The following is a 15,631-nucleotide window of genomic DNA, read 5'->3' on the forward strand; positions in this document are numbered from 1 at the left end:
GCTGATTATAGCCGATCCAGCTCGGTCACGGTCTTATCTGTCACCACATTGCCCGTGTTCAATATCGTCTTGGGTTCGAGCAACACAACATGACACTCGCCATCCAGACCCTCAGGACAATGCTCAACCCCGCGCGGGATGATGATGAATTCACCGGGCCCGACATCCACATCACCGGTACGCAAGCCCATGCGCATGGTTCCGGCAATCACAAGAAACAGCTCATCCTCATTTTCATGATGATGCCAATCAAATTTGCCTTCAAATTTCGCCAGCTTCACCTGCGCATCGTTGATATCGCCAGCGATTTTGGGTGACCAATGGTCGGAGAAGGTTGCAAAAGCGTCTTTGAGATTGACCTTGCTCAGACATGTCATGTCGCTCACTCTCCCGGCACCGTGGCCTTGATAGCCATAGCGTGCACCTTGTCGCGCATCAGATCACCAAGCGCCTTGTTGACCATCCGTTGGCGATTGAGCCGGGATTGGCCTTCAAAGGCGGTACAAGCAATTTCCACCGTAAAGTGCGACTCACCACTGCCGTCATCGCCGGCATGGCCATGATGCTTGGCGCTGTCGTTGATAACATTCAGCGATGCAGGCGATAGCGCCTCTAAAAGACGTTTTTCGATTTCCGCGGCCACGGGGCCTTTTGATTCTGTTTCCATCATGCCTATATAGAGGCTTCACCAGCATTTGCGAACCGCCATCTCGCCTCAATAACCGGACAATCTTTTGCCTTCCTCCGATCCTCAGAAAAAGAAACCGAACCGTTTCCATGGTCGTGTGGAAAGCGAAGGGCGATCTTGCGCGATTGATGGATGTAAGGAAGAGGGCGAATTTCGTGCACCGCCCATTTATGGTGCCCGGCATGGCTATGACGGTCCGGGCGAATATCGCTGGCTGTGCCTCGATCATGTTCGCGAGTTTAATCAAGGCTATGATTATTTCGATGGCATGGATCAGGAGCAGATTTTCCAAGCCCAGCACCCCATTCGCGGATGGGACAGCAATCGGCGAATCTACGACACAGGTCCAACCGCAGCGCCGGCATGGACCGATTTTACGGACCCACTGGACGCTATCGGTGCAAGATTTGCTGCCAGTGTTTCACGACCCCAAACACCCGGTCGAACGATCAATGCTGGCGACCGCAAAGCGCTCAAGACGCTAGGGCTTGGCGAGGATGCGGAGCGTGGGGAAATCCGCAGGCGTTACTCTGAACTGGTGCGCAAATATCATCCCGATCGCAACGGCGGCAACAGAAGTCATGAGAAACAGTTGGCAAATGTCATCGCGGCCTATACGCAGCTTAAGGAATCACCAGATTTTAGATAGTGGCTCTTGCTTTTTGTATTTCATAATGAGGCCGGAGTTTTCAAAGGACCAACATGACTGACATCCCAAATACTCATCCTAGCGGCAGCGGCGAAACTGTATTGGCAGCTCCGGATCAGACCGTTGATGCACGGGAAATGTTTGGCATTGATCTGGACATGCAGATCCCTGCGTTTAGCGAAAAGGACGAGCGTGTTCCCGACCTTGATCCGTCTTACGTGTTTGATCAGGATACCACCGCCGCGATCCTCGCCGGCTTTGCGTTTAATCGCCGGGTGATGGTGCAGGGTTTTCATGGAACAGGTAAATCGACCCATATTGAGCAGGTTGCGGCCCGGCTGAACTGGCCATGTATCCGCATCAACCTCGATGCGCATATCAGCCGTATCGATCTGGTCGGCCGCGATGCCATTGTTTTGAAAGACGGCCAGCAGGTGACCGAATTTCGCGAAGGCCTGCTGCCATGGGCGTTGCAGACCCCGACAGCGCTGGTTTTTGACGAATATGACGCCGGTCGCCCCGATGTGATGTTCGTGATCCAGCGTGTGCTTGAAGCAGAAGGCAAATTGACCCTGCTCGATCAGAACCGGGTCATCCGCCCGAACCCGAATTTCCGCCTATTTGCCACTGCCAACACAGTTGGTCTCGGTGATACGAGCGGCCTGTACCACGGCACACAGCAGATCAACCAAGGCCAGATGGACCGGTGGAATATTGTTGTCACACTCAACTATCTGCCAGCCGCAACTGAAGCGCAGGTCATTCTTTCGAAGGTTCCGGACACGGACGACAAAACGGTTGAGAATATGATCAAGGTCGCTGACCTGTCGCGTCAGGGCTTTGTGAATGGCGATATATCGACCGTGATGAGCCCGCGGACTGTAATCAGCTGGGCCCAGAATGCCGCGATCTTCAACAATGTCGGCTTCGCTTTCCGTCTTAGCTTCCTCAACAAATGTGATGAAGCCGAACGCATGCTAGTCGCCGAATATTACCAACGCGTCTTTGGCGAAGATCTGCCGGAAAGCGTGGTTGGGGCCTAATTTTCCTCTGGATCACGCGTACGATCAGTAAACTCTGTCATTATGGCCATGGCCGCCCACACCGATAGGGTTGGCAGAACGCGATCAGGAAAATCAATGAGCTGGCCGCTTGAGTCACTTTCTGCATACCAGGCAGCCAGGAATATGACGGCAAGAACAAGGCTATTCCACAGCGGGCGATGGGTATAAGTCACCATTAGGATGCTGCTTACCATTGTCGCAATGACCACTAAGAGCATGATATAGTCTTGCAACGGGATTTCGGTGATGTTTCCCAGACTAACACCGATAATAGCGCCAAAGAATATGTTCAGTGCATTGATTGTGGCTTCATATTCACGCTGCGTCAGTTTGAAAATATCTCCAATCTGTCTGAGCTTTTCCAGCATCCTAATTCCTCCGCGATTTTGGGATGCGTAACAAATCATGCCGTTTTTCAAAACTTCTTTCTCGCCAAGACCGTGTTATGCTGCTAATACAGTTTTGCAATGCTTGAGAGGACTTCCCCCGATTCCGATGGCCGCAGCCGATTCTGGCTTTTCCGGCGACGCAAGCCTGTAGAAACCGTTTTCTACGAACCTTACGGCAATGCTCTCCCTCCTCATCTGCAGGATGAGCCGCTCGCTCCGCTGAAAAAACCACGCGGCAAGTGGTGGTGGTTCAGCCGCGGTTTGGCTGCGTTTCTATTCCTCTTCATTCTGCTGATCGCATGGCTCGCCATTACCGCACCGCTGTCCAAATCTCTGCAGCCGATCGCTCCCCCGCAAATCACTTTGCTCACGTCTGACGGCCAGCCGATTGCGCGCAACGGCGCGGTGGTTGATGAACCGGTGCAGATTGCCGAACTACCCGATCATGTCGTCGACGCGTTTCTGGCGATTGAAGACCGGCGCTTCTATTCTCACTGGGGTGTTGACCCGCGCGGTCTCGCCCGTGCCGCTTGGAGCAACGCGACCGGCAGCGGCATGACCCAGGGCGGCAGCACGATTACGCAGCAGCTGGCTAAGCTCACGTTCCTCACTCCGGAGCGCAGCCTGACCCGCAAAGCGCGCGAAATGCTGATCGCTTTCTGGATGGAGGCGCGATTATCAAAGGATGAGATATTGGAGCGTTATCTGTCCAACGTCTATTTTGGCGACAATGTTTACGGTCTGCGTGCTGCCTCCCTGCATTATTATTATCGCAAGCCGGAAAATCTAAAACCGGAACAGGCGATCATGCTGGCCGGTCTGGTGCAGGCCCCTTCCCGCCTCGCGCCAACCCGTAACCCCAATCTTGCAGCGAAGCGTGCCAAGCTGGTGAAGTCGGCGATGGTTGCCGCCGGTTTTCTGGGCCAGAAAGAGGCCGACAATCTGCCCAATCCAGTGCTGGATGTGCGGGCAAAAAACACCGTTCCAACCGGCACCTATTTTGCCGACTGGGCAATGCCAAGAGCCAGGGCATTATCGGAAATGAGCTATAGCAAGCTGACACTTACCACGACGCTGGACTCCCGATTGCAGAAAATTGCCAATAGTGTCGTCAACCGTGCGCCGCTTGGTAAAGCGCAAGTTGCTTTGGTGGCGATGCGGCCGGATGGTGAAGTCGTCGCGATGATTGGTGGTCGCAGTTACAAGGACTCCGCCTTTAACCGGGTGACACAAGCCAAGCGCCAGCCAGGATCCACGTTCAAGCTGTTCGTCTGGCTGGCTGCCCTGCGGGCTGATATCCGACCGGATGACATGGTCGACGACAGTCCGATTACCAAAGGCGGTTATCTTCCGAAAAATGCCGGAGAAAAATATCGTGGCGAAATCAGCCTCAAGGAAGCTTTTGCCAAATCCAGCAATGTCGCAGCAGTTCGCCTGTTCGGTCAGGTTGGGGATAAAGCTGTCATACGCGAAGCTAAAAATCTCGGTGTCACGTCAAATTTAGCAGAGGATGACCCCAGTTTGGCGCTTGGCACGTCGACGATGACACTCTTGGAGCTGACCGCCGCCTATGCCGGCGTCGCGAGCAACAGTTGGCCGGTCAAGCCCTATGCCTTCAAAAAGAAAGAACAAAGCTGGGTAGAATGGCTGTTCGATTGGCCTGGACGCTATGGCAACAACACACATGAGCGGATGCAAGACATGTTGCGTACCGCCGTCAACGAAGGCACAGGCCGCAATGCGCAGCTGTCCATTCCCAATTACGGCAAAACCGGCACCAGCCAGAATAATCGCGATGCCCTGTTTGTCGGCTATGCTGGCGACCTTGTTGTCGGCGTGTGGGTTGGCAATGATGACAACTCACCGCTCAAAGGCATTAGCGGTGGCGGGGTTCCAGCCCGCATCTGGCGAAACTTCATGCGCCAGGCGGTGCAAGGCGTTGGTCCGGCAACCGATCCAAAGCCCGTCACCAAACCCGATCCCGACGGACCGATCAAACCGCTCGACATACCGGATATTGATGATTTGCAGGATGTACCGATTGATCTGGGAGATGCTGAGCTTCGCATAGAAGGCGGAGAGGGTGTCTCAATATCTACCGAAATTGGCGGCATCCCCCTTGATCTGCGTCTTGATAGTGATGGTGTGGAGATCGAAAGTAGACGTGAAGAAGCACGCGACGCTACGGATCGTTAAGAAGCAACGCTATCCCTACCAAAAAGGTGGAATTTAGACCTTTGATTCCCTTCGGCTTTCCGCTTATGGCTGTTGTCTTCTATGGCTGACCGTTCCAAACTTGATGATCTGAAAGACGTACTCGGCGGTGCTGCGCGCGCTATGTCGCATGAACCCGAGGTGGAGTTGGCTTACACCGCTGAAGCCCCCTCACAATCAGGCCAGCATCTCAAGGTCCCGATGCCGGCGCGCGATCTGCCCTCTGATCAGGTGGCTCAGGCCCGTGGTTTTGCCGACAGCTTCGCGCTGAAACTGCGCTATCATGACGAAAACCGTCACCGCAAAAATGCACCGCAAGAGGCCATTGCCAGAGCGTGTTTTGATGCCTTGGAACAGGTCCGTACGGATGCGCTGGGTTCCCGCAATATGAAGGGCGTGAATGGAAATCTTGATGCGGCTCTGGAAATGCGGATGCGGTCAGATCCAATTTCCCGCGCACAGAATCGCGATGAAGTGCCTATTTCAACGGCAATCGCATTGCTAGCACGGGAAAAGCTGACCGGCGAAGCACCGCCGGAATCGACATTGAAGGGCCTCGAGATGCTGCGCGAGTGGATTGAGGAAGGCGCAGGTGCCGATCTCGATGGCCTGAATCTCACGCTCGACGATCAGGAGAGCTTTGCCAAACTGTCCACCCAGCTTCTCGAACATCTCGACCTGATCAACAGTGATGATGAAGCTTCAGAATCCGACGACAATGATGACGAATCCGATGACGACAGCGAAGATCAGGAAGACGATGGCGCGGATGATGAAGCGACCGGCGATCAAGGCCAACAGGATATGCGTTCCGAACAGTCCGAAGATGACGCGCAGGAAAGCGAGAGTGAGTTAAACGCCGACGATCTTGAAGAAGGTGCAGAAGAGGAAATGGGCGATGCTGGTGACGATGGCATGATGCCAGTCCGCCCCAATCGCCCAATGTCAGACCTTCCACCAGGTTTCGACTATGCGCCATGGACCGAAAAATATGACGAGATAATAAGCGCCACCGAACTGTGCGATGAGGAAGAACTCACTCGGCTGCGCGCCTTTCTCGATCAGCAATTGACCAATTTACAGGGCGCGGTCACAAAACTTGCCAATCGCCTGCAACGCCGCCTTATGGCGCAGCAGAACCGCAGCTGGGATTTTGATCAGGAAGAAGGCATGCTGGATGCCGCCCGCCTGGCCCGCGTAGTCAGCAATCCCGCGCACAGCCTGTCCTACAAGATCGAACGCGAAACCGATTTTCGCGATACGGTCGTCACCCTTTTGATAGACAATAGCGGTTCTATGCGGGGACGCCCGATCAGCATTGCCGCGATAAGCGCCGACATTATGGCGCGCACGCTTGAACGCTGCGGCGTAAAAACCGAAATACTTGGCTTTACCACCCGCGCGTGGAAAGGCGGTCAGTGCCGCGAAAGCTGGCTGGCGGCAGATCGCCCGGCCAATCCCGGGCGGCTTAATGACTTGCGCCACATCATTTACAAGCAGGCGGACGAACCCTGGCGGCGAGCGCGCAAAAATCTCGGCCTGATGATGCGCGAAGGCCTGCTCAAGGAAAATATCGACGGCGAAGCGTTGCTCTGGGCGCATAGCCGACTGATCGCAAGACCCGAAGAACGCCGCATATTGATGGTCATTTCCGACGGGGCGCCAGTGGATGACTCAACCCTTTCGGTGAACCATGGCGCTTATCTGGAAAATCATCTGCGTAAAGTGATCGACTGGATCGAAAGCCGTTCACCGGTACAATTGGTTGCCATCGGTATCGGCCATGATGTGACCCGCTATTACAAGCGCGCTGTCACCATAATGGACGCGGAACAACTGGGTGGAACCATGGTCGAACAACTGGCCGGCCTTTTCGATGAGGAAACAAAATGAACGTATCCGAAGCTGTCAAATCCCGCCGCTCCGTCCGCCAGTTTCTCGACAAACCCGTCGACCAGAAAACGCTCCAGAATATCCTCGAAACCGCTTCGCGTTCGCCATCAGGCGGCAACACTCAGCCATGGAATGCCGTAGTTGTGGGTGGCGATGAGCTGACACGCATTGCAGAGGCCATAAAGGCCAAAGTTCCTACCGCTCCGGCTGGCGAGAATATGGAATATGATATTTATCCCAAAGACCTGGAAGGGCGCTACGAAGAGCAGCGCAAGGGCGTTGGCAAGGCGATGTTCGATTCCCTGAAGATTCCAAGAGAAGACGGCGGCGCACGGATCAAGCAGATGATGGCCAATTGGGACAGTTTCGGTGCGCCTGTGCAGCTGTTCACCTACACCCGTAAATATATGGGGCCACCGCAATGGTCGGATATGGGCATGTGGCTGCAGACAGTAATGCTGCTATTGCGCGAAGAAGGACTCGACAGCTGTCCACAAGAAATCTGGGCTATGTATGGCACCTATATGCGCGAGCTGCTCGATATTGATGATGACCATATCTTTTTCTGCGGCATGGCGATTGGTTATCGTGATCCCGATGCACCGATTAACAATTTTGAGGTTCCGCGCGTCTCGTTGGCCGAAACTGTAAAATTTCGCGGATTTTGATTCCGCTAAAATACTGATTTAAAAAGATATTATTATCAAGTGTCTCATAAGGTGACATTTGTCACCAGTTTCTCACGCCTGTGTCGATAAATTACTATACCAGACTCGGAAATGTCGCTTATGAACATATTCGAGGGGAAAATCGGGTCGCAATAAGAACAGCTTAACCGTTATGGATAGGCTGTCCTGATTATTGTGGGGTATATATGATCGGTCCGAAAAATTTTCGATTGCCGCTTTTGGCATTGCTTCCGCTATGGATCGCGACGTCGTCAGCTGCCTATGCGCAAGGTACGCCGGTCGCATTGCGTGATAGCTTTCCGATCGGGTCCGGTGACGGTACCCTGTGTCAGGTTCAGGACCGCAGTCTCGAAAACAAAACCAAGCAGAGTATTTTTGACCGCAGTTGGGCCGTAGTCTGCCGTGACTCGGCGCGACCAGTTGGTCATGTTTACGCGTTCCGTTCGCCCGACGATGATGTGCTGGCCCGCATTGCTCAACATCGTAAGGATTCCATCGCATGCGATGGCGAAGACACAGTGGATGGTCTGGCTAGAAAAACGTGCAAGCTGACCGATGAACCCGTCGGCTATTCCATCTTTAGGAAACAACGCGGTAATATATCTTATGTTGCCGAAGGCCTTAGTGCTTATGACAGCGCAACTTTGTTGGCGCTCAAATCAATCATGGCCGACAAGATTGTCAAAGGCAAAATCGACGTTGCTTCAACATCGATTGAAGATCCATTTGCCTTTGCGCGCGTTCAGGCCCTGACGCTTAAGCCCGAACAAGCGCTGGCAGAAGGATATCGCCGCAATCTGAGCGGAAACTATGCCGAAGCCGCTGCATTTTTTGAAACATTACAACAGCGCACCACCGGCCTTGACGATCAGGATATCAACCCAGAAGAATATTATATTAACCGTGCATTGCAGAAATCAAACCTTGGTGAATTTGCCGAAGCCGACGAGCTATTCGCACAGGCCCGGTCGGTCATGTCTGACAATGTCATAAACCAGAAACTATTGCGCAATTTTGAAGGCATGCATTTGCTCAACCAGGGACGCTATGAAGAAGCTGTCGAGAGAATCAATCTGCCTATCAAAGCGAACAAAATTCAAAAGGAAGCGCTTGCAACCAGCCTGACCATTACTACTCCGATCGCGACCCGGATTAATGGTGACAATACGACCGCCAATCTGCTTGGCTTCAACGATGAACTCAAATTGACTACGGCAGAACGCTCTGAGATTATTGATGCACAGGCATTGCAATTAATCGGCACTGCGCAACGCATCCGGGGGGAAGATGCCGCAGCCCAAGCCTCGCTGACGACCGCTTATAATCAGGCAGTCGCGATCCGCGATGGCCGGGTGACGTCGATCACCCGGCTGCGGACGCAGATATTGTCAGAACTGGCTCTGATTGCCGAAAATCAGGGCGAATATAGCAATGCCGAACAATTGTTGCGCAATGCCCTCGAACTCGTCGAAATCCAATATCCAGAAACACGCGCGGTCAACGGAGCGAAGGCCAAACTGGCCAGCTATCTATTGCGCCGCGGTAAACAGGATGAAGCCAGACAATTTTATCGCGAGGTAGTTGATAACTCGCTCGGTAAGAGGAGTGCTATCACCGGTATTGCCAATCAGCTGGCACCCTATTTCGCGCTCATGAGTGATGACCCTGGCTCGGCCGAAGAGTTTTTCAAGGCCTCTCAAGTATTGGTTCGCCCAGGTGTTGCTGAAACTCAGGCAGCCCTGTCACGCGAACTCAGCGGTGGCACCGATGAAGCCGCACGTTTGTTCCGGCAATCCAATAACCTCGATCGCAGTATTGAGCGGCTACGCATGCGATTCACCGCTCTGGGCAAACTGGAACCCACTTCTGAAACGCGACGGCGACGCGCTGATCTTGCCGCCGAGATCGATGAACTGGAGCGCAGTCAACAATTGACGATCGTCAATCTTTCGCAATTCCCGCAATATCGGGCCGTTGCCGGTAGCGCGATCAACCTTGCCGAATTGCGTACCAATATGCGGCCATCCGAAGCCTATCTGCGTATGGCGATCGTCGGCAGAGACATTTTCATGTTTTACGCCGATCAACAATTTGCAACCGCCTATAAAGCGGCGCTCAGCGCAGAAGAGCTTGACGAACAGGTCGACAAATTGCGTGCTTCCATTTCCGTTTTTGAAAATGGACAATATGTTACCTATCCCTTTGATATCGAGACTGCGCGGGATCTTTACAAAGCGCTGCTCGCTCCGATGTCAGAACGTCTGGCCGTCAAAAACCACCTGATCTTTGAACCCGATGGCGCAATGCTGCGGTTGCCGGTTAATTTGCTGGTTGCAGACGACGCATCGGTAGCAAGCTATCTCGCACGGATCGAACAGCCTGATGGTGATCCGTATGACTTTACCGGTGTCCAGTGGCTGGGCACGGATACCGACGTCAGTACCGCTGTCTCCGCCCGAAGTTTTGCCGACGCACGAAAGGCGCCTGCTTCCGGGGCAACGCGCCAATATCTTGGTCTCGGTAAAAATCAGCCAATATTGGCCAACACCAAGATCGGCGGTGTTCGGGCTTCAACCGAAGGCCTTGATGCAAACTGTAACTGGTCGCTGAACGAATGGAATAATCCGATTTCCGATGCCGAGCTTGTACAGGCGCGTTCGATCATCGGACAAAGCGGGTCGGACATTCTTACCGGTACCGCCTTTTCAGACGATCAAATTCTGGCAAAGTCCGATCTGGCCGAATATCGTATCCTTCATTTTGCAACACACGGTCTGGTAACCGCTCCCAAACCTTCCTGTCCCGCTAAGCCTGCTCTGTTGACGTCATTCGGTGGAGAGCAATCCGATGGCTTGCTGGCCTTCGACGAGATTTTTGATCTGAAACTGGATGCCGACATCGTCATCCTTTCCGCCTGTGACACGGCCGGTAAAGCCAGCATCAAGGCCACCCGCGAAGCAGGCGTCAGCAGCGGAGGCGGCACTGCCTTGGATGGACTCGTGCGTTCCTTCGTCGGCGCTGGAAGCCGGTCTGTCCTGGCAAGCCATTGGCCAGCACCGGACGACTTTCAGGCAACAGAACGCCTGATCGGCGGCCTGTTTGTTGAGGGCCAAGGGCAATCCATTGCCACGGCGCTCAGAAGTTCGCAGAAAAAACTGATGGAAGACCCCGTCACTTCGCATCCCTATTATTGGGCGGCCTTCGCAATTGTTGGTGACGGCTCCAGAACGTTTTTGCCCAATGATCAAAGCGCAGACGCCAACCTCTCCAATCCAGCGGTATCTGTTTTGAAATAATGACCGAGGCAGTTCGCCATACCGACCCGGCATCATCAAGCCGCGACGTCAAGGCGGAAGCCCGCGGAGTTTTGCAATCGCTGCGTCGTCTGTTCGATCAACTGGGTCCGATCCGGCTCAGTTCTACGATCTTGTTCCTGATCCTCGCCCTGATGATGGCGCGGTTCAGCTGGACGACTCCATTGATCCAGGATGCCGAGCGCGCGCTATACGACATGCGCGCTTCGGTCTTTGCACCCCAGGTTGAGAAAGAAGACCGGGTCGTGATGATCGTATACAACGAAGATACGTTGAAGCTGACCGGCCAGCGCTCGCCGGTTGATCGAACAATTCTGGCACAGGCACTGGAAACTATCGATGCGGCCGGTGCAAAGTCGATTGGCATCGATATTCTGTTCACCATGCCGCAAGACGATGACGCACTGTTGCTTTCAACCTTCAAGCAGCTGCAGACGCCGACTTACCTGGCCTATGCGGACCCCAAATATAATCCCGAAATCGCTTTCGCCGAACATGAATTTCTCAAAGATTTTCTCAGCGAAGCCGAAGGGCCCAATCTGAAACCAACCAGCATCCGGCTGAATACCGACAGCGATGGTGTTCAGCGCCGCTGGACACCGGAACAAGATGGCGCACCGCCGTTTATGGCAATGGCACTGACCAAACCCAATCCCAGATTTTCGGCCAATGATGGAACCATCCGTTACCTGGTACCAGCCAACGCCGATATGCCTGTTTTTGACAAGTTTCCGATCGAAAGCTTTGCCGATCCGGCAACTGCGGAAATGCTACAATCGTTTATCCAGGATAAATATGTCTTGATTGGCGGCGATTTTATCGACCGCGATCGGTTTGAAACACCGATTGGGGCAATCAGTGATCTGGAAGGCACTGATGGCAAGATGATTGGTCTGGAAGTCCACGCCCATATGCTAGCGCAGCTGTTGAACGATGATATGCCGGCACCGATCCCAGGATGGATCTTGTGGACAGCGGCCCTGATTGTCGCGATATGTGGTGGGCTTTCTGCGCTCATCATGGGCAATGCGGTCAAAGTCGCTGGCATCTTGATTGGCCAGTTCGCATTTTTTCTCGTCTTCCCGTTTTTTCTACAGAATATTGGTGCTGATACACTCACATTGCCCGCGTTCGGATGGGCTCTGGGTTGGCTCTTTGGATATGCTTCGGTCGGTTCAGCAGCACGAACTATCAATTCCAAGCAGCGTGCTTTCGCTCAAGGGGCACTGGGCAAATATCTGCCCCAGTCAATCGCCGGCGAGATTTTACGCGATCCGGAAAAACTTTCGCTACACGGGGAGAAACGGAAAATTTTCGCGGTCTTCACCGACCTGGAAGGTTTTACCAAGCTGAGCCATGCAATCGAACCGGAAATGGTTGCGACGTTGCTTAATGACTATCTCGACCGACTGAGCGAAGTCGCGCTGGAATATGGCGGGACCATAGATAAATTTGTCGGCGATGCGCTGGTAACGTTCTGGGGTGCCCCTATCGCTTATGCCGATGATGGCGAACGCGCCGCCAAAGCCGCCTATGCACTTTATCAAGCGGGCGAGGACTTCCGCAAAAATGTCCCTGAAGGCGTGCCGCCCATTGGCCGCACCCGGGTCGGCATGCACTATGGCGACGCAATCGTCGGCAATTTCGGCGGTGAGGGGCGTATTCAATATACCGCATTGGGTGATGCCATGAACACTGCAGCGCGCCTGGAAGCGGCCAACAAGGCGCTGGAAACCAAAGTTCTGATAAGCCGGGAAGCGATGGAACGTACTGGCCTCGACTGGTGTCGGCCTATGGGTAAGATTACGCTGCGGGGCCGTTCAACGCCGGTGGAAGTCTTTGAACCTGTACCCGACTGGGAACAAAAAGACCGTGAAGCAGTGACCGCTATCATAGCGGCCCATCAAAATGGTGATACTGATTATGTTCAGGCACTTAGTGCCATGATGAAGCAATATAGCGAAGATCTTGGTCTTGGTAATTTGCTGAAACGACTGGAAAAAACAAAGAATGGAGAAAGCTATGCACTCGGTTGAAGGTAAAACCGCTAAATCTGGCAAGCTGGCACGTAACTTAGGCAAGGCGGCATTGGGCGCGCTTTTGCTGGTCGGTGTGAGTGGAGCCGCCGTCGCACAAAATATGGTTGTCAGGTCCACAGGACCCTCTGCCAAATCCTATCCCGCTGGTAAAAAACTGGCGAACAACGCCAAACTGACGCTGAAAAAGCTGGATAGCGTGACGATCCTTGGCAAAGGCGGCACACGGGTCCTGAAAGGACCAGGCACGTTCTCACTTAACAGAGGCACTGCGGCACGTTCAAACAGTTCGGTACGGCTGGCCAGCTTTATCAACAATCGCGGAAGCAGCCGGGCGCGGACGGGGGCCGTTCGTAGTGCTGGTGCCGGATCCACGAATGTTGCACCCAAAAATCCGAACCTGTGGTTTCTCGACGTGACCAAGGGTGGGAAATTCTGTGTTGCTGATGCCAATGCCTTGGTCCTGTGGCGTCCCGATTATACCGGTTCTGCCAAGGCGAGTATTGTACAGCCCGCCAATGGCACTGTCACCGAAGTCGCATGGCGTAAGGGTAATCCGCTGAAAAGCTGGCCAAAGGCTGAAGCGCCATTGACCAATGGCGCAAAATATCAGGTCATTGGTTCCAATGTTGAGAAGTCTGTCGAAGTCAATTTCGTGATGCTGAACGAAGCGCCACAAAATCTGGATGATGCGGCAGCGGCATTGATTGCCAATGGCTGTCAGAGCCAGCTCGATCTGCTGGTTGATACACTGGATACGGGATCAACAACGGATCAAGATCAGGGTTAAGTATAGGGTATATTTCAGGCCTCGAGGTGAGGGTCAGGGCGTGAAATGAATAATACAATATCTCCAAGGTGGGTCGCGCAGGAAATATTGAACAACGGGGAAAAACATGTTGCGAGCGCGCGCTGCAAAGAAACTGGCATTTTTAGTATCGATTCCGGCAATTCTGTCGTCCCATGGCGTTGCCTGGGGCCAATCGTCGGTTGCTGCACCGACCAGAGAAGAAATTCAGCGCGGTCTACTGGGTGAAGCCGAAAAAGGTCAAGCACAGCCGCTGACCGTTGAAGGCGGTGTGGAGCGGTCTGCTTGTCCGCTTGCCAATCCGGAATTTGCCGATGTCAAATTCACTCTGCAATCCGTCGATTTCAGCGGTCTTGGAGTGGTCGACGGATCGATATTGCAATCGGCCTATACGGGCTATATCGGACAAGAAGTGCCGGTCGCCGTGGTTTGCGAAATCCGGGACCGGGCGGCGACAATATTGCGCGGTGCGGGCTATCTGGCCGCTGTACAGGTTCCTCCCCAGACTATTGAGGGTGGCAACGTCAAATTTGATGTTCTGCTTGCCCGTATGACATCGGTGCAGGTGCGCGGTGACGCAGGGTCATCGGAAAAATTGCTGAAGCAATATATCGACCGGCTGACCAACGAACCTGTTTTCAATATTGATGTGGCGGAACGCTATCTGTTGCTCGCGCGCGATATTCCGGGACTGGATGTGCGTCTGTCCCTGCGGCCGGTTTCATCAGCAGCTGAAGGCAAAGCGGGTGATGTCATTGGCGAATTTAACGTCGTGCGAACACCGGTCTATGTCGATACCAATATCCAGAATTTTGGATCCAAACAGGTCGGCCGCTTCGGTGGTCTTCTGCGCGCACGTTTTAATGGGATTACCGGCCTGGGTGACGAAACCACAATCAGTGCTTTCTCAACCGCCGATCTCAGCGAGCAACAGGTGCTGCAATTGGGTCACGAATTTCGTGTCGGCGGCGAAGGTCTGCGTTTTGGCGGTAACTTTACCTACGCTTGGACCGATCCCGAGCTCGCTAGCAATTTTGATATTGAATCGGAAACGCTGGTTGCAGGAATTTACGGCACCTATCCGTTCATCCGCAAACAATCGCACAATCTTTTTGGCACCGTCGGTTTCGAATATATTGATCAGAAAACCGAGGTTTTCGGCATAAGAACCAACGAGGATGACCTTAGCATCGCCTATGCCCGGATGGACTTTAACGCCATCGAACCAGGGAGCATTTCCGGCCGCGGCGGCTATTCTGCCTTTGAACCGAAATGGGGCATGGCCGGGTCGCTGGAAGTGCGCCAGGGCCTTGGCATATTGGGCGCTAGCGAAGGATGCGGACCAGCCTTTGTGCGGTGCATTGGTCAAACGGTGATTCCAACGCGGGCTGACGGTGATCCGACGGCATTTGTGATACGCGGCCAGGCAAAGCTCGATTACCGCCCTACCCCGCTGCTGGCTTTCACGTTGAAACCGCGATTCCAATATTCACCCGATGCGCTGTTTTCTTACGAAGAGATTTCTGGCGGTAACTACACAACCGGTCGCGGCTACGATCCTGGCACGATTATCGGCGACAGCGGATACGGCCTACAGACGGAAGTCAGCTACGGCTCACTTATCCCTGATTCTCCCGATGGTATTGCCTGGCAGCCCTATGTCTATTTCGATCTGATGGGTGTCTGGAACAAGAATTTTCCCGGCGATCCACAGAAAATTTATTCCGCTGGCGGCGGCATACGCGCCACGATTGGCCGGCAGGCCAGTCTGGATGTGATGGCCGTGGTGCCGCTTAAACGCGGACCTTTCCAGACCCGGCGAGACAGTGCGCGGGCATTGATGACCCTGACGGTGCAACTCGCACCATGGTCACGATAGATAATAAA

Annotated in this window: 12 protein-coding genes; 9 read left to right on the top strand and 3 right to left on the bottom strand. The window is 53.8% G+C overall.

Features of this window, described 5'->3' with window-relative positions; translation table 11 throughout:
* Positions 1–5: 5 nt before the first annotated feature.
* Positions 6–377, bottom strand: coding sequence for a cupin domain-containing protein (locus DG177_RS06620; protein WP_337659022.1), 372 nt, complete (start codon positions 375–377; stop codon positions 6–8).
* Positions 378–382: 5 nt separating this feature from the next.
* On the bottom strand, positions 383–667 hold the full coding sequence (locus DG177_RS06625) for a BolA/IbaG family iron-sulfur metabolism protein (protein ID WP_108812818.1): 285 nt from the start codon (positions 665–667) through the stop codon (positions 383–385).
* A gap of 67 nt (positions 668–734) precedes the next feature.
* Here DG177_RS06625 and DG177_RS06630 point away from each other — a divergent pair, with 67 nt between their 5' ends.
* Entirely contained in the window at positions 735–1,337 is a 603-nt protein-coding gene (locus DG177_RS06630; protein WP_337658575.1) for a J domain-containing protein, read from the top strand.
* 53 nt (positions 1,338–1,390) lie between these two features.
* Positions 1,391–2,380, top strand: coding sequence for a cobaltochelatase subunit CobS (gene cobS / locus DG177_RS06635; protein ID WP_108810773.1), 990 nt, complete (start codon positions 1,391–1,393; stop codon positions 2,378–2,380).
* Here the strand turns inward: cobS and DG177_RS06640 are convergent.
* Complete coding sequence (locus tag DG177_RS06640; RefSeq protein WP_108810774.1) at positions 2,377–2,769, bottom strand: hypothetical protein; 393 nt, start codon at positions 2,767–2,769, stop codon at positions 2,377–2,379. The two genes, cobS and DG177_RS06640, sit on opposite strands and share 4 nt — an antisense overlap.
* Positions 2,770–2,868: 99 nt before the next feature.
* On the opposite strand from DG177_RS06640, the gene DG177_RS06645 reads away from it, so the two are divergent.
* From DG177_RS06645 to DG177_RS06675, 7 genes are all read left to right on the top strand, one after another.
* Entirely contained in the window at positions 2,869–4,986 is a 2,118-nt protein-coding gene (locus DG177_RS06645) for a transglycosylase domain-containing protein (RefSeq protein WP_108810775.1), read from the top strand.
* 81 nt (positions 4,987–5,067) lie between these two features.
* Positions 5,068–6,897: a cobaltochelatase subunit CobT gene (gene cobT / locus DG177_RS06650; RefSeq protein ID WP_108810776.1), complete on the top strand. Its 1,830-nt coding sequence runs from the start codon at positions 5,068–5,070 to the stop codon at positions 6,895–6,897.
* On the top strand, positions 6,894–7,565 hold the full coding sequence (locus DG177_RS06655) for a nitroreductase family protein (RefSeq protein WP_108810777.1): 672 nt from the start codon (positions 6,894–6,896) through the stop codon (positions 7,563–7,565). Before cobT ends, DG177_RS06655 begins: the two co-directional genes overlap by 4 nt.
* Positions 7,566–7,771: 206 nt before the next feature.
* The gene (locus DG177_RS06660; RefSeq protein ID WP_108810778.1) at positions 7,772–10,882 is read left to right on the top strand and encodes a CHAT domain-containing protein; all 3,111 of its coding nucleotides are present in this window, start codon (positions 7,772–7,774) and stop codon (positions 10,880–10,882) included.
* Complete coding sequence (locus DG177_RS06665; RefSeq protein WP_108810779.1) at positions 10,882–12,936, top strand: CHASE2 domain-containing protein; 2,055 nt, start codon at positions 10,882–10,884, stop codon at positions 12,934–12,936. Before DG177_RS06660 ends, DG177_RS06665 begins: the two co-directional genes overlap by 1 nt.
* On the top strand, positions 12,923–13,726 hold the full coding sequence (locus DG177_RS06670; RefSeq protein WP_108810780.1) for a hypothetical protein: 804 nt from the start codon (positions 12,923–12,925) through the stop codon (positions 13,724–13,726). The genes DG177_RS06665 and DG177_RS06670 overlap by 14 nt, the downstream gene beginning before the upstream one ends.
* A gap of 106 nt (positions 13,727–13,832) precedes the next feature.
* A complete protein-coding gene (locus DG177_RS06675) occupies positions 13,833–15,623 on the top strand; it encodes a ShlB/FhaC/HecB family hemolysin secretion/activation protein (RefSeq protein ID WP_108810781.1) in 1,791 nt (596 codons plus the stop codon).
* Positions 15,624–15,631: the final 8 nt, after the last annotated feature.

Origin of the sequence: Sphingorhabdus sp. Alg231-15 (assembly GCF_900149705.1) — a bacterium.
Classification (GTDB): Bacteria; Pseudomonadota; Alphaproteobacteria; order Sphingomonadales; family Sphingomonadaceae; genus Parasphingorhabdus.